Annotated in this window: 20 protein-coding genes and 1 pseudogene; 3 read left to right on the top strand and 18 right to left on the bottom strand. The window is 37.9% G+C overall.

Annotation, left to right across the window (positions count from 1 at the left end):
- Positions 1-104: 104 nt before the first annotated feature.
- Genes V7659_RS09760 through V7659_RS09740 form a run of 5 tightly spaced genes read right to left on the bottom strand, consistent with a single transcriptional unit; the run spans position 105 to position 4,381 of the window.
- Positions 105-860, bottom strand: coding sequence for an amino acid ABC transporter ATP-binding protein (locus V7659_RS09760; RefSeq protein WP_144553809.1), 756 nt, complete (start codon positions 858-860; stop codon positions 105-107).
- A 22-nt stretch (positions 861-882) separates the two neighbouring features.
- Positions 883-1,596, bottom strand: coding sequence for an amino acid ABC transporter permease (locus V7659_RS09755; protein ID WP_335539739.1), 714 nt, complete (start codon positions 1,594-1,596; stop codon positions 883-885).
- A 12-nt stretch (positions 1,597-1,608) separates the two neighbouring features.
- Positions 1,609-2,316, bottom strand: a complete 708-nt coding sequence (locus V7659_RS09750; protein ID WP_335539738.1) for an amino acid ABC transporter permease — start codon at positions 2,314-2,316, stop codon at positions 1,609-1,611.
- Between the two features lie 21 nt (positions 2,317-2,337).
- On the bottom strand, positions 2,338-3,210 hold the full coding sequence (locus V7659_RS09745) for a transporter substrate-binding domain-containing protein (protein ID WP_335539737.1): 873 nt from the start codon (positions 3,208-3,210) through the stop codon (positions 2,338-2,340).
- Complete coding sequence (locus tag V7659_RS09740; RefSeq protein WP_335539736.1) at positions 3,200-4,381, bottom strand: acyl-CoA dehydrogenase family protein; 1,182 nt, start codon at positions 4,379-4,381, stop codon at positions 3,200-3,202. The genes V7659_RS09745 and V7659_RS09740 overlap by 11 nt, the downstream gene beginning before the upstream one ends.
- 686 nt (positions 4,382-5,067) lie before the next feature.
- Here V7659_RS09740 and V7659_RS09735 point away from each other — a divergent pair.
- Entirely contained in the window at positions 5,068-5,244 is a 177-nt protein-coding gene (locus V7659_RS09735; protein ID WP_186328809.1) for a hypothetical protein, read from the top strand.
- Positions 5,245-5,446: 202 nt separating this feature from the next.
- On the opposite strand, the pseudogene V7659_RS09730 reads toward V7659_RS09735, so the two are convergent.
- The 6 genes and pseudogenes from V7659_RS09730 to V7659_RS09705 all read right to left on the bottom strand — a co-directional run.
- Positions 5,447-5,668 (bottom strand): annotated as a pseudogene (locus V7659_RS09730) (tyrosine-type recombinase/integrase); the annotation flags it as partial.
- 67 nt (positions 5,669-5,735) lie between these two features.
- A complete protein-coding gene (locus tag V7659_RS09725; RefSeq protein WP_335539734.1) occupies positions 5,736-6,659 on the bottom strand; it encodes a phytanoyl-CoA dioxygenase family protein in 924 nt (307 codons plus the stop codon).
- 68 nt (positions 6,660-6,727) lie between these two features.
- Entirely contained in the window at positions 6,728-7,651 is a 924-nt protein-coding gene (locus V7659_RS09720; protein WP_335539732.1) for a phytanoyl-CoA dioxygenase family protein, read from the bottom strand.
- Between the two features lie 34 nt (positions 7,652-7,685).
- Positions 7,686-8,636, bottom strand: coding sequence for a substrate-binding domain-containing protein (locus V7659_RS09715; RefSeq protein WP_335539730.1), 951 nt, complete (start codon positions 8,634-8,636; stop codon positions 7,686-7,688).
- Between the two features lie 28 nt (positions 8,637-8,664).
- The gene (locus V7659_RS09710) at positions 8,665-9,627 is read right to left on the bottom strand and encodes an ABC transporter permease (RefSeq protein WP_420491348.1); all 963 of its coding nucleotides are present in this window, start codon (positions 9,625-9,627) and stop codon (positions 8,665-8,667) included.
- Positions 9,628-9,668: 41 nt separating this feature from the next.
- On the bottom strand, positions 9,669-11,192 hold the full coding sequence (locus tag V7659_RS09705) for a sugar ABC transporter ATP-binding protein (RefSeq protein WP_335539726.1): 1,524 nt from the start codon (positions 11,190-11,192) through the stop codon (positions 9,669-9,671).
- Positions 11,193-11,593: 401 nt separating this feature from the next.
- Between V7659_RS09705 and V7659_RS09700 the strand changes: the two genes are divergently transcribed.
- Positions 11,594-12,481 (top strand): AraC family transcriptional regulator, encoded by an 888-nt coding sequence (locus tag V7659_RS09700; RefSeq protein ID WP_335539725.1) that lies wholly within the window; start codon positions 11,594-11,596, stop codon positions 12,479-12,481.
- Positions 12,482-12,804: 323 nt separating this feature from the next.
- On the opposite strand, the gene V7659_RS32095 is transcribed toward V7659_RS09700, so the two are convergent.
- Both V7659_RS32095 and V7659_RS09695 read right to left on the bottom strand, forming a co-directional pair.
- Positions 12,805-12,948 (bottom strand): YbaK/EbsC family protein, encoded by a 144-nt coding sequence (locus V7659_RS32095; protein ID WP_420491719.1) that lies wholly within the window; start codon positions 12,946-12,948, stop codon positions 12,805-12,807.
- 145 nt (positions 12,949-13,093) lie between these two features.
- Positions 13,094-14,026, bottom strand: coding sequence for a DMT family transporter (locus tag V7659_RS09695; RefSeq protein WP_335539723.1), 933 nt, complete (start codon positions 14,024-14,026; stop codon positions 13,094-13,096).
- Between the two features lie 591 nt (positions 14,027-14,617).
- Between V7659_RS09695 and V7659_RS09690 the strand changes: the two genes are divergently transcribed.
- Entirely contained in the window at positions 14,618-15,130 is a 513-nt protein-coding gene (locus V7659_RS09690; RefSeq protein WP_144553782.1) for a DoxX family protein, read from the top strand.
- An 845-nt stretch (positions 15,131-15,975) separates the two neighbouring features.
- On the opposite strand, the gene V7659_RS09685 is transcribed toward V7659_RS09690, so the two are convergent.
- The 5 genes from V7659_RS09685 to V7659_RS09665 all read right to left on the bottom strand — a co-directional run bounded on the left by V7659_RS09685 (position 15,976) and on the right by V7659_RS09665 (position 20,904).
- Positions 15,976-16,959, bottom strand: coding sequence for an ROK family glucokinase (locus tag V7659_RS09685; protein ID WP_335539721.1), 984 nt, complete (start codon positions 16,957-16,959; stop codon positions 15,976-15,978).
- 143 nt (positions 16,960-17,102) lie between these two features.
- Complete coding sequence (locus tag V7659_RS09680; RefSeq protein WP_335539720.1) at positions 17,103-18,290, bottom strand: Gfo/Idh/MocA family protein; 1,188 nt, start codon at positions 18,288-18,290, stop codon at positions 17,103-17,105.
- A 66-nt stretch (positions 18,291-18,356) separates the two neighbouring features.
- Complete coding sequence (locus tag V7659_RS09675; protein WP_335539719.1) at positions 18,357-19,178, bottom strand: sugar phosphate isomerase/epimerase family protein; 822 nt, start codon at positions 19,176-19,178, stop codon at positions 18,357-18,359.
- 523 nt (positions 19,179-19,701) lie between these two features.
- Entirely contained in the window at positions 19,702-20,502 is an 801-nt protein-coding gene (locus tag V7659_RS09670; protein WP_335539718.1) for an SDR family NAD(P)-dependent oxidoreductase, read from the bottom strand.
- A gap of 108 nt (positions 20,503-20,610) precedes the next feature.
- Positions 20,611-20,904, bottom strand: a complete 294-nt coding sequence (locus V7659_RS09665) for a putative quinol monooxygenase (RefSeq protein WP_335539717.1) — start codon at positions 20,902-20,904, stop codon at positions 20,611-20,613.
- Positions 20,905-20,972: the final 68 nt, after the last annotated feature.

The following is a 20,972-nucleotide window of genomic DNA, read 5'->3' as shown; positions in this document are numbered from 1 at the left end:
AAATAAATATTAAAAAGAGGTACTTCATTGATTAAGTACCTCTTTCTACACTACAATTAAAATTTTTTTGTTAGGCTCTTAGAAGCAGAGAACCGTCCCCCTGCCTAAATATTATAGATATAATCCTCGGGAATCACCCGTTTTAGGAACTGCTTGGTTCTTTCTTCTTTTGGTCTTGAGAAAATTTCTTCAGGGGCATCTTCTTCTACGATGACACCGCCGTCCATAAAGATGACTTTGTTTGCTACATCTTTTGCGAAAGACATTTCGTGAGTCACGACTAACATGGTTGTGCCTTCTTTTGCAATGGTCTTCATGACGGTTAATACTTCGCCGACTAATTCAGGATCGAGAGCGGAAGTGGGTTCATCAAATAAAATAATATCGGGATTTAAAGCAATGGCTCTAGCTATTCCTACCCTCTGCTGCTGGCCGCCGGACAGCTGGCTGGGGTAGGAATTTATTTTATCTGATAAACCGACTTTCTCCAACGCCAGCTTCCCAATCTTATTGGCTTCTGCTTTCAGAACCTTTCTTCCAATAATAAGACCCTCAGTCACATTCTCTAATGCTGTTTTATTATTAAATAAATTATAATTCTGAAACACAAAAGCCGTCTTTTGCCTTATTTGGTGAATTTGTTTTCGGGAAGCCGATTTGAGGTTAACATCCATGTTCCCAAAAATGGCCTGCCCCTCATCGGCCCGTTCAAGAAAGTTGATACACCGGAGTAAGGTTGTCTTCCCAGAACCGCTTGGGCCAAGAATGACCACCACATCCCCCTTTTCAATCTTTAAATCTACTCCTTTTAAAATCTCATTCTTACCAAAGGATTTATGGATATTCTTAATCGCTAACATGATTTCGCCTCCAATATTGATTTCAGACATCCACTGCTTTATACTTTCTTAACCGTTTTTCATACAGCTTAAATAAGTATTCAACTAAACTGCATAAAAGAAGATAGACGAGAAAGATATCTATGTACGCTTCAACATAATTGTAGCCGACATTGGCTGCCACTTGGGCTCGTAACGTTATCTCTCTTAAAGACAAAGCATATCCTAATGAGGTAGCTTTGATGAGATTGACGGTTGCTGTGCAAATATTGGGCAATGCAACGACCAATGTTTGTGGAATGATAATCCTCCTGAATGCCTGCACATTGTTCAACCCCACGGAATACGCTGCCTCCAGCTGCCCCTTGCTCACTGTGCTGATAGCGGAGCGAAATACTTCTATTAATATAGCAGTCGTATTTAAAGAAAAAACAATGAATGCATACCAAATCGGATTTATATCGTATATATTCGTTTGAACCTGGTACTCTTCAAATACCGGCCTCAATAGTAATGGCACACTGGTAAAAGTAATAAAAATTTGCACAATAACAGGTGTCCCTCTTACAAACGAAACATACACCCGCGCTAACTGGCTGATGACAGGAATTTGATTGATCCTCGATAAGGCAAGCAAAAATCCCAAAGGAAGTGCGATCAACAGCGAAACAATGGTAATGATTAATGCTGTAGGTACCCCGGATAACGCAACAAAAAACGTTTTAACTAAAAACTGATAATCTAAGCCGACCGACACTCTGTCACCCCCTTACGTTGTTTTGATTACCTGCTTGCCCTTACTGAATATTTTTTCCAGCTTGGAGAAGAATTGTTCTATTAAAATGGATAGAATCCAGTATATAAGCGATAATCCAAGATAAATTTCTAAGGAATGGGAATTATAGTTATTTGATATAATGAGACTTGCCTTACCCATAATATCCACCAGCCCAATGGTATAGGCTAACGAGCCTTCTTTCAATAATTCTAGAAAGCTGTTACCGAAATTGGGCAATGCTACTACAAATGCCTGCGGTAAAACGATTCTCCTAAATGCCTGTGCCGGGCTGAGCCCGACACTAACGGCTGCTTCAAATTGACCTCTGTCAATAGCCTCATAGGCTGTTCGCATCACCTCAGACATCAATGCACCAAATTGAAGCGAAAAGGTGATGATAACAAAGACAGCGGTATGTAGAGTATTCAAGTCTGTACCAAAATTACCAACTATGGCCGGAAGTCCATAATAAACCAAAAATAACAGTACAATCGATGGGGTACATCTAATGATGGTGGTATAACCATTGGCGGTTTTTTTCGCTATTTTACTCGTTCCAAGCTTCATCAACGCTAAGATAAAGCCTAAAATTGATCCGAACAAAACCGATAGACCCGCAACCATAAATGTTACTTTTAAAAATGGAATAAGCTGTGGTATTGTACCCCAAAGGTAGGAAACATCAAAATACTTTTGCATGTGCTGCCTCCATTTTAGTTATTATCTTTTTACAGTATCCAATAGTTTGAATAAATCAGTATTATAGAATTTCACCATAATTTCATTCGTCTTTTTCTCTTCCTTTAATTCCTTAATGGCTTTGTCATAGGCGTCGGCAAATTCCTGTTCTTTTTTGTTAAATAATGGCCAGGTTTTGACAACCGTAAACTCATTATAGACAACCTGATCTACTAAATTATGATAGGGACCATCCTTAGCGAGAACTTGCTTTTCGTACGTTGCTCCTAAATAAATACCGCCATCGACACGTCCTTCATTAACCCATTGAACAACATCCACTGAGAACGCATCTCCGGCCTCCAGTTTGACCTTATTATCAGGATTAGCTTGGTTATATTCATCCACGATGGTATATTGAGCATTGCTTGCAGCTATAGGCGCTAAAGAAAACTTCTTTTTCGCAAAATCGGATAAATCTTTGACATCTTTATTTTCTTTTTTCATTAAAAGGCCGACGCCGCTAAGTCCGAGGAATTCTTTTGGAAAAATATAGCTTTTTGTTCTTTCCTCCGTGAACCAGGCATTTTTTACCCCTACTTGGTATTTGCCTTGCTGTACCCCTACCAATAAGTCCTCACTTGATGTTGGCACATATTCAAATTTGTAATCAGGAAGTGCCTTATCCACTAATTTCATCACTTCAAGTTCATATCCAGTCGGATTTCCCTTTTCATCTACATACCCGATTGGTTTACCGCCTTGATCAAACGCTACTTTTACTGTTCTGACTTCTTTCTTAGCATTTCCTGAATCTGACTTTGCTCCTGTTGTTGTCGTGGAACCACATCCTGCGATTAAGGTAACTAAAGCTGCTCCTGTTGCTGCGATTTTTAATAACTTATTAATTTTCATTGTTTTTTCCTCCCTTAGATTCATATTGTTGAATAGCTGTTTGAGCTAATTTTGTAATGGTTAAATCATCCATTGGCGGATTGTGCAGTCCTGCCCGGACATCCCGGTAATATCGTTGCAAGGGGTTGGTCAGCTGCAAGCTTTTTGCTCCCACTAACCGCATAGCCTTGTCAACGACTGTAATAGATGAATTGGTCACGATATGCTTCGCTATAAGCGCTTCATTCGTAATGGTTTTATTGCGTTCCTCATCCATGTAAGCTTCTGCTGAACAATAAAGCGCAAATCTGGCTTTGTATAATTCCAAGTCCATCTCGCCTAACAATGCCTGCACATTCGGTAGCCCTGCAATCGTTCCCTTTATACTATTGGGAGAGTGGGTATTGGCAAAATGGAGCGCGAAGTCCCTGGCTGCCTGCGCTATTCCTAAATAGGCTGCGGGGATCAGCAGACCCCATCCATTTAATTTAAACCCCGTATTGTAGCTTGGAATTTCGACTAAATCTGACTCGTCCACCACCACGTTTTTTAATACTAGATCATGGCTGCCAGTCCCACGCATCGCGATCACATTCCAATTTTCCTCGATGGATAGACCTTCGGCATCTTTTGGAATAAGGAAAAAGCCAACTGTTTCTTTTTCTTCAATCCAGGAAGAAGTTAGGAAGTAATCCAGTTCTGGTGAGCAGGTTGTATAGCTCTTACGCCCATTAATCACCCAATTGCCATCTAATTGTTTGGCATTGGTTCCCGGCCGGCCGCCGCGAATTGGACTGCCTGTCGCGACTTCACTCACAGCCCGGTTAATGATGGCACCGTTATTGACCTCTTCTGCAAAAAAAGCTAGCTTTTCCGGTTCCCAATAGCGGTTTTCAAATAATTCTCCAACGGTCATTAATGTCCAGCCAATTGACAATGCTGTACTGCCATCAAAGCTGCCCAGTGTTTCTTGTACAAGAATGGCATCATAAAGAGAAAAACCAGACCCGCCAAATTCTTCAGGCAAGGTTACCTTTGTGTAACCAATTTTTCGTAAGGCTTGAATATTCTCATGAGGGAAGCTGCCTTCCTCGTCAATCAAGGCGGACCGTTGTTTAAATTCTACTTCTAAGGGCGTCAAACGCTCCAGCCACTCACGTTGTTTACTATTTTTAATAAATACTTCTAGCATCCTTCTGCTGCCTCCTTAACACTTTAAAATAAAAAAGACTGCTCCCGTTGTAGTGGGAGCAGCCTTCAGTTGACTGATCAGCTATGCTCATAAGCTCATATGTAAAATGCTTTTTTTAATATTATGAATCTATTACATATAATAAACTCGACTAATCCAATATGTCAACTAGGAATTTGGAAGGGATTCATTTTTAGAACTCTTATCATTTCACTAGGAAAATACTTATGAAAATATTTTGCTACCCGTGACAAGGCGTCCGCTCCGGCAGATCCGTGCTGATGATTAAATGGATACATTTCGGACACTCTAGAATTAGGAGGTGCTTCGCATGTATTCTTCTTGGATATACACTCATTTTATAAACACAGGTTGGTTTGTCATCTCTTTATTCTCAATTCCTCTCGTTATATTAGCTTTTTTATTATACTTTGAGTTAAAACAGCATATGCAAGATAATGACGGTAGTCAAAACCAATAGCACCCAGCGTTATTTCTTCCACATTACGCACCATTACCCGCACATATTCCGAAATACTGAGTCCCTTCTTTTATATACCCATAGTAGGTATATTCGAAAAGCCCTCTATAATTCCGTCAAATATATAATTTAAAAGAGGAAAACGCTTACATCTTAGCGAATATATACTTTGAGTTATTAATAAAAGTACCCGGAGGGATGTCTTTTGATAAACTGCAAAAAATGTGAAAAAGAGTTTTATTTCCAAGTTACGGAAATGAATGTCCCTGGAGGCAAAGAGCGTGAGTATATAAATTGCCCCCATTGCGGTGAAACAAATGGTTCAGTTGTAACAAGCGGTGTCGTGTATATTCATAAAATTGAGGAAAACTCTAAGAATTAATTATCGATACTTTACACGACAATTGGGCCCTTGAACATAGTGGCTTTCTTTAATTTTTGTACAAATAAAAATGTCACCCCGTGGTGACGCAATGGTTTCTATATAGATAAAAAATAAAGGACCTATTTAAAGGTCCGAGGCATTTTTATCCTCTGTAATATTTTATATACAAAAAACGTCACCGTTAAAGGTGACGCAATAGTTATCGATTAATCTTTCGCGGCTTATTCAATTTACCGGTTATCTGATTCATCGCGGCGTGCTGGTTTTTTAAGGATTCCTTCGATAAATGAGTATAACGTAGCACCATACGTAAATCCGCATGACCAAGTAATAATTGTAAGTGTCGTATATCACTGCCCGATTCCTGGAACATAGTCGCTGCAGTGTGACGGAATATTTGCGGATGCACATTCTTAGTTAAAGGTTAAAATCTAGTTTTCTAGTTTGGTTAGGTTGCGCTGAATTTGATGATAATGCCCCTCACCTATTTACCACTTCTTAAGTCCTAACAATTTTTCGCCTAATTCAGTAAGTTCTGCTCGTGGGTATTTTTCTTTCTCCCAATTTCGAGGATCTCCTAGGAATGCAATACCTTCTGGAATCTCTCTATCTCTCCATTGTGTAATTCTCCATTGTTTTAATTCTTCATTGTGTTCCTGTGCCGGGAACATCGAAATGTATTGATGAATATTTGGTGTGTTCGACACATTTCTACGTAATCCATGTGGTTGCATGACATGGAAAATTAACAAGTCTCCTGCTTTCAAGGTTACGGGTGTTGGTGTATAGCCTGTATAATCTGGGTGATAAGGATCTCTATCTGCAGGTTGAGTTTTTACCCATTCAGGAAAATCTCTAAATAACTCAGGAATGACATTCAATCCACCGTTTTCTACATCCGTATCTGTTAAGAAAAGAATCCCTTGAATATTAACTGGAAGCGGGTCTAATGAAGTATCACCATCCCAGTGGATGAACCCTTCAAATTCAAAAGTTCCAGGTTTGTTAGGGAAGCTCAAATTACATCGGTCAATACTAGTCCATAATTTCTCAGTTCCCCAAATATCTACAAAGGTATCGTATACTTTTTGATAGGATCGATTGTCCCAGAAGTATTGATGGTTATATAACTCTACCATCCCAGCTCCACGTAACTCTGCCATTTGATGCTCACGACGTGGTGCTCTGTACCAAGTAGAAGGATCATTAGGGATTTGTTCTTCAAACTCCCAAATAAGATCGACAGTTCTTTCAATATTTTCTTTAGGGACAACATTTCGAACAACTACATAACCGTTTTCTTTCCAAAATTTAAATTCCTCTTCCGTTAACACTCGTAATGGTTCATTGTTAGGGCGTTCATTCAATGGAATATCAATCTCAAGAATATTATTTACTTTTGTTTTAGCCATTTCCAAATCCTCCTATCGGGGTTTAGATGTCTTTGTTATTTAATTATCTGACAATTATAATTACTGATTCACCACTTTTTTAAACCCAATAACTTTTCACCTAATTCGGTAAGCTGGGCTCTATCATATTTCACTTGTTCCCAATTTCTTGGGTCTCCTGGGAAAGCCTCTCCCTCAGGCTTGATCCTCTCTTGCCAGGATTGGATTCTCACCTCTGTTAATTCCTGATTATTTTCTTGCGCTGGAAACATGGAGATATATTGTGCCAGTCGTGCTTTTTCAGAATAATTTGGACGTATTCCGTGTGGCTGCATGCTATTGAAAATTAACAAGTCTCCTGCTTTTGTTACTACCTTTGTTGGCGTAAAGCCAGTTGTATCTGGTTTATGCGGATCTCGATCAGCAGGCTGGGTTTTCACCCATTCTTCAAACGTTCTGTACAGCTCCGGTATACACTGAAACCCTCCCATTTCAATATCCGTGTCAACTAAAGACAACACCCCTTGGACATTTACAGGAATCGGGTCTAAAGAAGTATCCACATCCCAATGAATAAATCCTTTATATTCATGACCTGGTTGAATTGGAAGATTTAAATTGCAACGATCAATACTCACCCATAATTTTTCAGTACCCCAAATATCCACAAACGCATTGTAAATTTTTTCGTACATACGGTTATCCCATAAATATTGATGATTATAAAGCTCTACCATACCGGTGTTCATCAGTTCTTTCATGGCCATTTCACGTGCAGGACGAGAATACCATGTGGACGGATCATGAGGGTCTTTTTCTTCAAACTCCCAGATTAAACTCACAAGCCGATCGATATGATCCTTCGGAATCGCTTCACGGATTACAACATAACCATTTTCTTTCCATAACTTCCAGTCCTCTTCACTCAATACTCTTAATGGTTCGTTATTCACACGTTCATTTAATGGCGTCACGATTTCCAGGATATTGTTCAACTTTTTTTCTGCTTTCATTTTATATTCCTCCTTCTCTTATCAAAACAAATAGTTATTTACTTTTAAATTTGTCGAGATTGTCTTTTGTTACCAATTGGAAAGGAATCATGTTATTTTTTTCTACTTTCTCTCCCTTTGCTGCCTTAAATGCTACGTCGACTGCCATTTTCCCTTGTGCATCTACATCCTGGAATACAGTTGCGGTTAATTCACCTGATTGAATGGAATTCAAAGCATCTGGAATCGCATCAATGCCGATAACTTTTGTTTCGTTTAATTTTCCTGCTGCACTTAAAGCTTTAATGGCTCCCAATGCCATTTCATCATTTTGCGCCACGATCGCATCCAACATTTGCGATTGTAACCAGTTTTCAGTTAATGCCAGCGCTTCCTCGCGTGACCAATTTGCTGTTTGCTCTGCAGCAACTTTAATATTAGGTGAGTCTTTTAAAATTTCTTTATTTCCTTCTGTTCGGTTGACCTCTGCCGAATTTCCATTAGGACCATGAATAATGGCAATGGTACCCTTTCCACCTAATAATTCAACAACATGTTTCATTTCAATTTTCCCAGCTTCTACATCGTCAGATCCGACATGTGCTGTTGCTTTTTCTTCATTTGAGACCACGGCCAGCACCGTAATAAGTGGAATCTTTGCGGCAGCAGCCTTTTCGACCACCCCAGCACTTCCGTCCTTATCAGCTGGATTTAAAATGATGGCATCTACTTGCTGATTTATCAGATTTTCTACTTGACTGATTTGATTTTCAGCCTTACCTTCCCCATCTGATTCTATTAATTCAATACCTGAAGATTTAGCATATTTTCTGATTGAATCTTGTAAACCAACAATATATTCATTTTGTAAATTTTGGTATAAGACACCAATCTTTATTTTCCCTTTCTCAGTTCCATTTGTTTTTTCTTCCGCTTTGCCAGAACAACCACTTAAAATACCAAGAATCATAATTAAAACAGCAGCACATACTTTGACCTTTTTCATAAACTCACTCCTATAATGTTATTATTTTTTAATGGTGATTCTTTTTATCAAGAAGAACGGCAATAACAATGATCGCTCCCTTTAAAATTTGCTGGTAGTAAGAAGAGACATTCAGTAAGTCAAGGCCATTATTCATTACTCCAATAATCAATACCCCAACGACGGTTCCAATTATGCTTCCTACACCGCCAAAAAGACTTGTTCCTCCAATAACGACTGCTGCAATGGCATCAAGTTCATATCCCTGACCTAACACCGGGGATCCTGACATGATTCGGGATGAGAGAATCATCCCCCCGATTCCCGCTAACAGTCCTGCAATCGCGTAAACGCTAATTTTGACGGAGGTAACACGAATCCCTGATAGTTTAGCAGACTGTTCGTTTCCACCCGTCGCAAAGACATGCCTTCCGAATACCGTGAAATTAAGCATAAAAATACCGATAATGACAATACCAACAAAAGCGATCACGGGAAGTGGAAGTCCTAATAAGTATCCGCTTCCAATATTGTTAAACGTATTGCTAAGTCCTATAACGGGTCGTCCATCCGTATAGACCATAGCAAGTCCTCGTGCAGCGGTCATCATTCCAAGCGTAGCAATAAAGGGTGCTACCTTCCATTTTGCAACTAAGACACCATTAATCAGACCGCATGCTAAACCAACTGTTACCCCAGTTATAATTGGAATAAAAATAGAATAACTACTGTCAGCTTGGGCAAAGCTTGCTGCAACAACGGCTGATAAGGCCATAATGGAGCCGACTGAAAGGTCAATCCCTCCGGTAATAATAACGAAGGACATTCCAATCGCTACAATACCTATAATCGATACTTGCCGCAAAATATTGATCATATTGGTAGCGGTTAAAAAAGATTCTGATGAGATCGATAGGATTATAAACAGGATAGCAAAAGCAGTATAAATGCCATATTTAGCAAGAATCTTTCCAGTACTCCCTGACTTTATTACCGATTGCGAATTTACCATGCCTATTAAACTAACTCTTGCTGTCTCTTCTTTTTGAACATTCATCCGATTTTTTCTCCTTTCATAATTCCTGCACAGCACGCCATGATTTTTTCTTGATCAAACTCCTTCCGGGTAAACTCTCCAGTCAATTTCCCTTCACTCATGACAACGATCCGATCACAAATTCCAAACAGTTCAGGCATCTCTGAGGAAATAACAATGACAGACTTACCACTATTTGCAAAATCGGAAATAATTTTATAGATTTCAGCTTTAGCACCTATGTCGATTCCTCTAGTTGGTTCATCCAATATTAAAATATCCGGGTTATTTATAAGCCATTTAGCGATAACAATTTTTTGCTGATTACCTCCGCTTAGATTCTTTACCGCAATGTTACGGTTGGGAGTTTTTATTTTTAATGATTGGATCTGTTCATCTACCACATTGTTTTCTTTTTTTTGAGAAATGATATTCTTCAAGAATGCAAATTTTCGCAAATTAACTAAAGTTATATTATCTCTCACCGAACCTGTTAAATTTAAGCCTGTTTGTTTTCTATCCTCTGTTACTAAAGCGATTCCATTGTTGATAGCCTGTTTTGGGTGCTTATGGACCACCTTTTTTTGATTGATATAAATTTCTCCACTATGAGGAGGATATACCCCAAAAATACTTTCAACCACTTCCGTTCGTCCTGCACCTACAAGACCTGCAATTCCAATCACTTCTCCTTTGCGGAGGGTGAATGAGATATTTTCAAAACTGCCTTTACGGCTCAGGTTTTTCACTTCCATGAAGACGGTTTCATTTTTGGCAGTTTTTGATTGATAGACATCCTTTAATTCTCTTCCCACCATTAAGGAAATAAGTTGATCATGATTTAGCTCTGCAGCTGGTTTACTATCAATAAAACATCCGTCTCTTAAAACGGTGATATCGTTAGCAATTTTAAAAATTTCATCCATTTTGTGAGAAATATAAATAATAGATGTCCCTTGGGATGTGAGCAATTTAATAATTTCAAACAATTTTTCAACTTCTCTTTCTGTAATAGCTGAAGTTGGTTCATCCATAACGATTATATCCGCATTATTCGAAACCGCTTTCACAATTTCAACCATTTGTCTATCTGAGACGGATAAAGCAGACATCTTTTTATCGGGATCCAAATCAATCTTATATTGGTTAAAAAGTTTAAGAGCTCTTACTGTCTGTTCCTTCTTGTTTATTATCTTGGACTTGCCCAAGCATGGTTCTCTTCCAAGAAAGATATTATCCGCAACAGTTAGTTCGGAAATAAAACTTAACTCCTGATGAATCATACTGATTCCATAATGTAAAGCATCACGGGGATTAGTAAACCCCACTTGGTCCCCTTTTAGAAATAACTCACCCGAATCCGGTTTATAAATTCCTGCAAGGATTTTCATAAGAGTGGATTTCCCTGCACCATTTTCTCCCATCAGTGCATGGACTGTCCCCTTTCTCACAAAAAGAGAGACATTATCAAGAGCTTTCACACCAGGGAATGACTTGGAAATTCCTTTCATTTCAAGAGCATATGCATTCTTCTCTTTCACCAAAAAAATTCACCTCTGCTTTAGTTTTAAAATTTTGTGATAACTCTGACTATTGAAATATTACTATCATGATAGTGTTAAAACAATTAACTATCGTGCTGAGATGTCAAAAAAACTATAATATCTTGCTATTCGAATGAATTAATTGAACTCCTGAAAGGTAATAAATCTATTAAATTAAATGGAAACTATCATAAATGAGGGAAAGGATGAAAGAAATTTTATAAAAATAACTGTTTACAATTAGGTGTACTGATATAAAATGATAAAAAAGCAAAGAATTCAAATTCACTGACTTGCTAACATAATCTTCACTATATTGTTATTTATAGCAAAAAAACTATAATATCTTGCTATAGACAAAATTATTTTGGAAAAGTAAATAAAATAGGGGGATGATCATGGAGAGCTCAAACAACAAAGATTATGATATTGAGTATATATATACACCTTTGAAATTTAAGAAACCCCCAATACTTGCATACGCCGGGCAGGTCGGTGGTAATCCTAATTGGAACTTTCCCAGCCACAAGCATGATGATTTAAGTGAAATTATTTATATTTGTGAAGGAGAGGGAACTTTTATTATTAATAATAAAAGTTATACTGCGAAAAAAGGAGATATTCTCATATACAATGCGGGGATTATACATGAGGAATATTCAAATCCATCCAATCCCCTCATTACTTATTTTTGTGGGATTTCCAATTTAGCAATTGACCAATTGAAAGAACTTTGTATTATTCCTTTTGAATTCGAACCGGTCATTCGCGAAAATCAATACTCTGATCAAATTGGAAGCTATTTTTCACATATATTTGAAGAATCCTCACTTAAAGGTGATGGATATGAAATCATTTGCCAAGGTCTATTAACATCTTCTATTGCTTTAATACACCGTGCTATAAGATTGCAAAACTTTAAGAATGAAGCACAGGATTCCAATTCACTTGCCCATCGAATTAAAGAATATATTGATAAAAATTATAAAAAGAATTTAAAGCTAGAAGACATTGCAGAGACATTATTTATAAACAAGTATTATCTATCCCATGTATTCAAAGAGCAGATGCAAATGACGCCAATTAATTACCTGATCAATCGGCGAATCGGAGAAGCTAAGAACCTTTTGGTATCAACCGAGTTAAAAATAGGGGAAATTGCGAGGATTATGGGTTATGATAACACCAATTACTTTACGTTACTTTTTAAAAAGATGACCGGTGAAACACCAAGACAATTTAAAGAGAACCATAAAAAAAATCTATATTATCTTGAGAATCCTTAAAATTAGTTTGCCTTTACATTTCTCAAAACCCGAAATTATTATAGACCTACTTATGCATATGAAAAAAAACGAAAAATTAAAGTTTCGAAATGAAACTTTAATTTTTTCGGTTTTCTAAGTAATCGATTAGTTGTATAAGTGTGTGGGACCTAGGGCCATCTTAACTGTTTCAATCACTCGATTAGTATTTGGCTCGAATGCAAAACATTGGGATGAAAGTTAATTGTGTCTTTATCAAGTAAATCACTGTCTAATACAACCTGTGTATGGTTAGTATTATCATTTATCAATCCGAAAGCACCGACTGCTCCAGGAAAAACTTTTTAATACTTATTCAATCTTTCCGGTGAACCAAAACTCAACGGGGTGCTATTAATAAGCTTAGATAAACTTTTCAAATCTACATCCTTATCTTCTGAAATAATCACTAAGAAATGTTTTTCCCCCCTTTTCGATTTCTTAAAAATAAATTTTTAGTATGTCCACCGGGAATAGTGATATCCAAATTACGGATTTCTTCAACTGTGAAAACAGCTTCATTTTCTTACCTTTCAAAGGGAATGTTTAGCTTTTCTAAAACGCCATATACACTTTTTCCCTGCTCTAGTTGTATCATATTGTGCTTTCCTCCTCTAAAATGGTATCAATTGGTTTCTTTGCCTTAGACCTTCCATCTGCGACAAGAATTGCTGAATACAAAACCAATCCAATTCCTAACACCTGCCATCCCCGTATATGTTCCCCAAGAAAAAGTACTCCAGTAACTACTGCAATGATAGGTTCAATCGTTGCTAAAATGGAAGCCTTACTAGCTTCTAAATGCTTCAGTCCTGAAGTGTACAAAACAAAAGCTGCAACCGTTGATACTAGCGCTAACAAAACCGCTGACATCCAAACATCTGCATATTGAAATTGATCAGTCTTTTTTATTATGTCACTTGTCAATAACATGAATATACTCGTATAAAAAAATGTGTACGTTGTAATGGTCAAGGCAGAATACCTTTGGGTTACAGGTTTACTGAAAATACTGTACAACGCATAACAAAATCCAGATAAAATCCCCATGAACAAGGTTTTCATATGTATACCTTCTTGGCCTAGTGGCAGCAGGCCTACAACAAATGCACACCCTGTAATAGCAAGAGCAAGTGCCCACCCTTTACGAATAGTCAGGGGCTCTTTAAAAAAGAGCCGAGACAGTATGGTTACAAACAGAGGACCTGTATATAAAAGTGTTACTGCAAGGGATAAACTCGATTGAGAAAAAACTTCAAAATAAAAAAAATTAAATAAAGCGACACTTAAAATTCCTGCACAAGCGAAAAAAATATGATCTTTTAATCTGGTACGTAACTGATCCCGATAAAATACTGTCATAACTAGAATTAAGATAACAAAGGTAAAAATACCACGAATGGCAACTACGTCCCAAGCCGTGAATCCGCGAGCATACAATGGGGCAATAAATAAACCAATAAGTCCCCAACATATCGCACCAGCAATTGTAATGATGTAAACTCTTAAACTCGTCAGTTTTTCCATTTTTGCACCTCTTTTTTCCAAAGGGAATGACACCGATTAATCACTTCGCCGTTAACCGAGTCAAACCCTCCCCAGAAACGAATGGTTTCTGCTGTTTCACAAACTTCGCTCTTTCTATTTTACCGCTTTTCCGATTAAGATGCTTTCCGGACGACGAGTAGTGCCTTTGTTTATAGAGCTGGATTCCGTTAAACTCATATTCTTTGTTTCCGGAGCCATGAATAGAGATAGTAGAAATCCAATAATAACAACGCCCGACAAATATACAATGTTACTGCTAAACCATAATTCGTCAAAATGACCGGGAAGAGAAAGGTGCCAATGACAGATGCATACCAATACTGAACAAACAGATAATGGGTACCAAACTGATGATGGTATATCTGGCCAATAAGTTATATCAACATAGAAAAGATCGAGACGGCCCTGCCGTCTTGTTTGCATTTTAACTTTCTATTAATTCAGGAATATTTACCTACAATTGGAAAATCATTTTGGTGCCTATTCCTCATTGTTAATCACTGAGTAATCAATGATAATGATAATCGATATCAATGATAATGGTTATCAATTAACTCAGGAGGTATGATTATGTTTATTCAATTTTTAAAGGAAAACCGTTTTGTAACAATGGTACTTACTGTACTCCGGCTCTATCTTGGCTGGCAGTGGTTAACTGCTGGCTGGGGGAAAATCTCTAGTGGCAATTTTGATGCAAGCGGCTTTTTGTTTGGAGCAGTTAAAAATATGTCTGGTGAACATCCTGCTGTGCAGCCTTGGTGGGGAAATTTTTTAAAAGAGGTTGCTATACCGTACGTCGATCTTTTTAATGTTATTGTTCCTTGGGGGGAATTTTTAGTAGGAATTGGATTGATATTAGGAATTTTCACTTCATTCTCTATATTAATGGGAATTACCATGAACTTTGCATATATGTTATCAGGAACGACAAGTACAAATCCACAGATGGTTTTATTAGGATTATTTATTCTTGCGGCGGGAATGAATGCAGGAAAACTCGGATTGGATCGTTGGCTTATGCCTTTATTTGGAAAATGGATTTATAAGAAAGCAGGAAATAAACAAATTTCCCAAAGTGCATAATGAAATTGTCCCCTTTCATCATTCGAAAGGGGGTTAACTATTTTTCAATAATAGAAAAGAAAAAGGACTACCATGAAAAAATTAATTGTTTTCAAATTTCTCTTGAAAGTAACTCCAGGCTGAAAGAGCCCCAGCCGAAATTATATCACCAACAAACGATATCAGACCAATAATTATATCCATAAAATATCAACCCCTTCGCTATGGAAATGGAATGTTGCAACATCTCTACTGTTTTATTTTAGGCTCTTTTTTTAAACTTTGTTGCTCCTGTACTTGTGGATTCAGACGGTCCTGATCAATCCAGGCTAACTTGAGTTAAAGTCGAAGACTTATTCTGACAGGGTTGGGCATAAAACCTTTTTCAAGTTTTCCACTTTGATGAAATGGATAATTTAACTCTTACACAAAAAAAAAAAATCCTAAAACCATTAAGATTTTAGGATTTTGTATGATGACCTGTGAGGGGTTCGAACCCCCGACCTCACCCCTGTCAATGGTGGACATACTTTATAATTATAAAAGTATAATTAAGAAAGTATTGTTTTCCTCGTCCTATATCCTAAAATACCAAGGATTATTGTATATATCGCTGTTAAAATTAAGCCAAGTATAGCAATCCAAAATAAAGATGTTATCTTCTCTTTTTGGTTAAGCACACTAATAACCTCCACCAATTAATCGTGATTATCTTGCACTTCTAAAGAAACTAAGTAAGCCATCAAATCACGAATAAATCTACACTCTCCCTTTTGTAATTTCAAATACACAAGGAAAATGGTAAATAGAATAATAAACAAGGCGAAAACTGATTAGTTTTCGCCTTTCTCTTTTTAAAAGAATTATCATTGAAACACAGGCTTATTGATCATTTTTTCTTTCGCCAGCCAAGCTCCACCAATAACCCCTGCGTTATTACCTAGTGTAGCAGTCACAATCTCGACACTTTGTGCCACTCTCGGAAAAGCAAATTTAACAAACTCCTCTTTCAACGGTCGCAACAAGGTATCATCAGCTTTCGAAACCCCGCCTCCAATCACAATTGTTTCAGGATTTAAGCCATTCGCTAAATTTGAAAGAGACAAACCTAAATGAAAAGCAACCTGTTCAACGACTCGGTTAGCAAGTACATCCCCTTCCTTCGCCGCATCAAAAACGTGCTTGGCGGACAAGGTTTGATGTATCTTATAATGTCGTAAACAGCTACTCTCATTCGAAGATACTAATTCTTCTTTTGCCAAGCGGACAATTCCTGTCGCTGACGCTACCGTTTCCAGACATCCTAATTTCCCACATTTACATGGGGCTCCGTTTTTCGGTACGGAAGTCATATGGCCAATTTCACCACCCGCTCCATTTACCCCATGTACAACCTCGCCATTAACGATAATTCCCCCACCAACACCTGTTCCTAAAGTAACACAAATTAAGTTTTTAGCCCCTTTGCCCGCACCTTTCCACATTTCACCGATTGCCGCTATATTTGCATCGTTGTCGACAACAACCGGCAGAGATGTTTCCCTCTCGAGGATAGTTTGTAATTGGAATCGTTCCCATCCCAGGTTCACCGCCACTTCAACGGAGCCGTCCTCCTCATTCACAGGGCCTGGCGCACCAACTCCGATTGCAACTAACTGATTTTTGGTTAGATTGAATTCTTTCAACTTTTCTTCAATAGATTTCGCAATGGATGCGGGTATGTGTTTGCCTTTATTACTAATGTCAGTATCGATCTCCCAACTACAAATAATGTCACCAGACAAACTGATAAATGCCATTTTAATCGTGGTGCCACCTATATCAACACCTACTAGCCATTTTTCTCCCATAACGATTCACTCATTCCCTTCATGTTTTCCTGCTCCGAAAAGCGGCATCTTTACAAAAGAGGCTCCTCAATTGAGAAGCCTCTTGTCGTAATTTGAGATTTGTGTAGCTAGAGCCAGCTAGGAGCAGGCATTCGCTTTTCTCATTATTTTACAGCTGCAGCTGTTTTTTCAAGATTAACCCATTGACCTTTTTCAGCAGATTCAAGAATCGCATCTGCGATTAATTCAATCTGGTAGCCATCATTGAAGTTAGGTGAGAATTCAGTACCCTCACTGATTGCTTTAAAGAAATCATATGTTTCAATGATCTTTGTTTCACCATAACCAATTCCTAGAGCAGGGATTGGCCATAATCCTTCACCGTATGGAGTAGCTGGTCCTGAGTAAACAGTTCTGAAGCCTTTTGCATCACTTGGATCATCAGCAAAGCAAACTTGAAGCTCATCACGGCGCTCATAGTTAAAGTATAGAGAACCCTTTTCACCATGAATTTCAAAAGTTAGGAAGTTGTTGCGGCCATGTGCATTACGAGTTGCTTCGATTGTTCCAATTGCACCATTATCGAATTTGACCATGGTGATAAATTCATCGTCTACATCAACAGCTGCTTTTGGGACATCGTTGCCTCCAGCTTTCACTGTACCTAACTTGTCGATGCCGCCAGTTTGAATTGGTCTTTCAGGAATCCATGTTTTTGTAATTGCATTTACATCTGTAATTTCGCCCACAAGGTAACGAGCATAATCAACCACGTGTGTACCGATATCACCTAGAGCACCTGATCCAGCGATTTTCTTTTGGAAGCGCCATGATAATGGAGAATTCGGATCAGCAGACCAGTCTTGTAAGTATGTTCCACGGAAGCTTAGAACTTTACCAATTCTTCCATCTTCAATATATTTTTTCGCAAGAGCAACAGCTGGTGTTCTTCTGTAATTGAAAGCAACTGCGTGTTTTACACCTGCAGCTTTTACTGCTTCTAACATTTCCTTCGCTTGTTCAGCGCCTAATGCTAATGGCTTTTCACAAATAATATGCTTGCCTGCTTTTGCTGCTGCAATCGCGATTTCAGCATGAGTATTGTTTGGAGTAACAATGTCGATGACATCGATTTCTGGGTTGTTAACAACATCTCTCCAGTCAGTCGCATAGTTGTCAAAGCCTAATCTTGCTGCCGCATCTTTAGCCAATCCTTCGTTTACGTCAACTACTGTATGGCGATGAGGAATTGCTGGTGCTGGCCAGAAAAACATTGGCATTCCTGCATATGCAAGTGAATGCGCTTTACCCATAAATCCTCCGCCGATCATACCTACGTTTAATTTTTTCATCTTAGTATCCTCCCACTATTATCCTCTTATTTTTAAAAAGTTTGATATTCCTAATGGATGAAACGTTTATGCTTGATTTACTTTATCAAATTGATTTAAATAACTGCGGCTGATTTTAGCCCCTTGTTTTGGATCTGGGTAGCTGTCTAACTCAACCGTAATCCAGCCATCATAGTTTGCCTCTTCTAATGCTTTAACCATTTCATCAAATTTTTGATGCCCTTTACCTAATGGTAAAAAATCTCCATTGGCATAATCTTTGAAATGCACATACTTGATACGATCCACATATTTTCTGATGACAGCCACAGGATTTCCACCGCCTGCTTCGATATGAGCTGTGTCTGGGCAAAGATTAATTGTTGTTAATGGCATTAATTTATCTAGTTGTTCAGGAGCCTGAACATTCGTTCCTAAATGAGGGTGATAACTTGCAACAAGATTATATTTTTCAGCAATTTTTACTACTTTATTAAGCGCATTACCAAGAGCGGTATAATCACTTTCAAGAATCCCGTTTGCACGTACTGCTCCGCCGCCGATCACAAGATGCTCTGCACCTACTTCTGATGCGAATGCCGCTACACTTTCGATTTTTATTAATTCTTCTTCTAAAATATCAGGGAAAATAAAGTTCCCGCCTGTATAAACACCAACCAAAGTTAAAGAATGCTCGTTCATCAATTTTAAAAACTCATCTTTTTTATCTTTATATTCCATTAAGTTGCCGTCGAAGATTTCAAAGCCATCATAGCCAGCTTCGGCAATATCCTTTAACGCCTCTTCTGTAGATCCGTAAGCAAGGTAGTAAGAGTCTTTAACAGAAGTAACACCTGCTGGATGACCAACTACGCCGCCCCAAGTATTTGTTTGATAACCTAATTTCATTTGATTACCTCCATATCTTTTGGAATTTAGTGTGCCATATTTCATCCTATAAAAACCGAGCAACTCACCTTTAATTATAGTAATCGATTACATTTTCTTTTTAAAAATTTCTCTAAACTTTCAATAATATTAAGATTTAATCCACTATTTACGGTTTAGCATAATGTAATCCATTACATTTTTGCATGCAGATGAACTGCCGTTTTTTAAAAGGAAGTAATGAATTAATCTCTATTTATTTCTAGTCAATACTATCATCAGACAAGAATAATAGATGTTGTATCGCTTACATGAATTATTGTAATCGATTACACCTAAATATGCAACCTATAATTTTATATTGTCACAATTTGCTCACTATAAGCTTAGGAGGAAAGGAAAACGTAAAAGTTGTTCCCTTTCCTTTTATACTATCAACATGAATAAATCTCTTTACAACCTTCAATCGGTTACGAATTTCATGAGCGATACCTATGCCAGCTTTTCAAGATGTTGATGATGATCCATAGTTAAAGCATTCAGATTAGAGGCTTGCAACGGAGCCACCATCAACTCGAAGGTTGACACCGTTTATAAAAGAAGCCTTGTTTGAAGCAAGGTACACAACAGCTGAAGCAACTTCCTCCACCGTCCCTGGCCGTTTCACTTCAACATTCGGACGATTTTCCTTAAGAAATTGCTGGATTGCTTCATCATGACTGATGTTTAGCTTTTGGGCATTATCCTTCAACAGGTCCTCAAGCATAGGTGTCATGATAAACGCAGGCGATACCGTATTGACAAGTATTCCTTCTGCGGCATATGCCTTGGATAAGCTTTTTGTAAAATTAATCAGTGCTGCTTTAGAGGCATTGTAATGAGGCATGAATGCGTCTGGTTGAATGCCGGATTCTGATGAAATGTTAATAATGCGGCCAAATCCTGTACTTTTCATAAAAGGAATAATTGCTTTAGTTACTCGTACAGTTCCAAAAAGATTGACGTCAAAAATATGCTGCCATTCGTCTATATCCAATGATTCAAAGTCATCAAATCCACTTGCAATCCCCGCATTATTAACGAGGATGTCGACGGTTTTAAAGCGATCAATAGCAGAAGCAACAAGATGGTCGACGTCTGCTTGTTTTGTTAAATCGGCTTGAATAGCAAGAACACTTCCTCCGGTTTTTTCGATTTCAGCCGACGCCTCATTTAACAATTCCGCGCCGCGTGCACAAATTACAACGTTGGCACCTTCTTCCGCAAACGCCATGGCAATTGCTTTCCCAATACCTTTACTGCTGCCAGTCACAAGTGCGGTTTTATTTTTTAATTCCAGATTCATTTTTTCATCCATTCCTTTCTATACAAACCTGATAAAATTGTAGTTACTAAATAAGGATTAACTCTAGCTGATACACAGCTCGGAGTTAATCCTTATATTTGTCTAATATTAATTTTTCACTGAAGCCTCAAATAATTCTGCATGGATAGGTTCAGCAACTATGGGTTCAACAGCATTTATGAATCTTTTAAAGTGAGGGGTTTCCTCATGGAGTTGAATCGCTTCTTCATCCTTCCATTTCTCAACAAAGATAAAGCTGTTTGCCTCTTCTGGATTTTCATAATATTGATAACTAATATTTCCGGACTCCGCTTGAGACGGTTTTGTTACTATCCTTGCCTCTTCCAAGAATATTTCACGATAAGGCGCATTCACCTTCATTTTTGCGTGAATGATAATCATTGTTCTTCCCCCTTAATGAGCGAATTTTTTTTAAAATAATTAACCTGCATGTTTTTCTAATAAAATCT

The organism is Neobacillus drentensis (assembly GCF_036966985.1).
Lineage (GTDB): Bacteria > Bacillota > Bacilli > Bacillales > Cytobacillaceae > Neobacillus > Neobacillus drentensis_E.
The sequence above is the reverse complement of the archived record's forward strand: the minus strand, read 5'-3'. Positions and strand labels throughout refer to the sequence as shown.

What these genes read in the sequence shown, in the direction of transcription:
- V7659_RS09700 (WP_335539725.1), top strand. Translation starts at nt 11,594, where the DNA reads ATGGAGAGCTCAAACAACAAAGATTATGATATTGAGTATATATATACA.
- V7659_RS09670 (WP_335539718.1), bottom strand. Translation starts at nt 20,502, where the DNA reads ATGAATCTGGAATTAAAAAATAAAACCGCACTTGTGACTGGCAGCAGT.
- V7659_RS09720 (WP_335539732.1), bottom strand. Translation starts at nt 7,651, where the DNA reads ATGAAAGCAGAAAAAAAGTTGAACAATATCCTGGAAATCGTGACGCCA.
- V7659_RS09725 (WP_335539734.1), bottom strand. Translation starts at nt 6,659, where the DNA reads ATGGCTAAAACAAAAGTAAATAATATTCTTGAGATTGATATTCCATTG.
- V7659_RS09690 (WP_144553782.1), top strand. Translation starts at nt 14,618, where the DNA reads ATGTTTATTCAATTTTTAAAGGAAAACCGTTTTGTAACAATGGTACTT.
- V7659_RS09760 (WP_144553809.1), bottom strand. Translation starts at nt 860, where the DNA reads ATGTTAGCGATTAAGAATATCCATAAATCCTTTGGTAAGAATGAGATT.
- V7659_RS09710 (WP_420491348.1), bottom strand. Translation starts at nt 9,627, where the DNA reads ATGGTAAATTCGCAATCGGTAATAAAGTCAGGGAGTACTGGAAAGATT.
- V7659_RS09740 (WP_335539736.1), bottom strand. Translation starts at nt 4,381, where the DNA reads ATGCTAGAAGTATTTATTAAAAATAGTAAACAACGTGAGTGGCTGGAG.
- V7659_RS09750 (WP_335539738.1), bottom strand. Translation starts at nt 2,316, where the DNA reads ATGCAAAAGTATTTTGATGTTTCCTACCTTTGGGGTACAATACCACAG.
- V7659_RS09695 (WP_335539723.1), bottom strand. Translation starts at nt 14,026, where the DNA reads ATGGAAAAACTGACGAGTTTAAGAGTTTACATCATTACAATTGCTGGT.
- V7659_RS09745 (WP_335539737.1), bottom strand. Translation starts at nt 3,210, where the DNA reads ATGAAAATTAATAAGTTATTAAAAATCGCAGCAACAGGAGCAGCTTTA.
- V7659_RS09680 (WP_335539720.1), bottom strand. Translation starts at nt 18,290, where the DNA reads ATGAAAAAATTAAACGTAGGTATGATCGGCGGAGGATTTATGGGTAAA.
- V7659_RS09685 (WP_335539721.1), bottom strand. Translation starts at nt 16,959, where the DNA reads ATGGGAGAAAAATGGCTAGTAGGTGTTGATATAGGTGGCACCACGATT.
- V7659_RS09715 (WP_335539730.1), bottom strand. Translation starts at nt 8,636, where the DNA reads ATGAAAAAGGTCAAAGTATGTGCTGCTGTTTTAATTATGATTCTTGGT.
- V7659_RS09675 (WP_335539719.1), bottom strand. Translation starts at nt 19,178, where the DNA reads ATGAAATTAGGTTATCAAACAAATACTTGGGGCGGCGTAGTTGGTCAT.
- V7659_RS09665 (WP_335539717.1), bottom strand. Translation starts at nt 20,904, where the DNA reads ATGATTATCATTCACGCAAAAATGAAGGTGAATGCGCCTTATCGTGAA.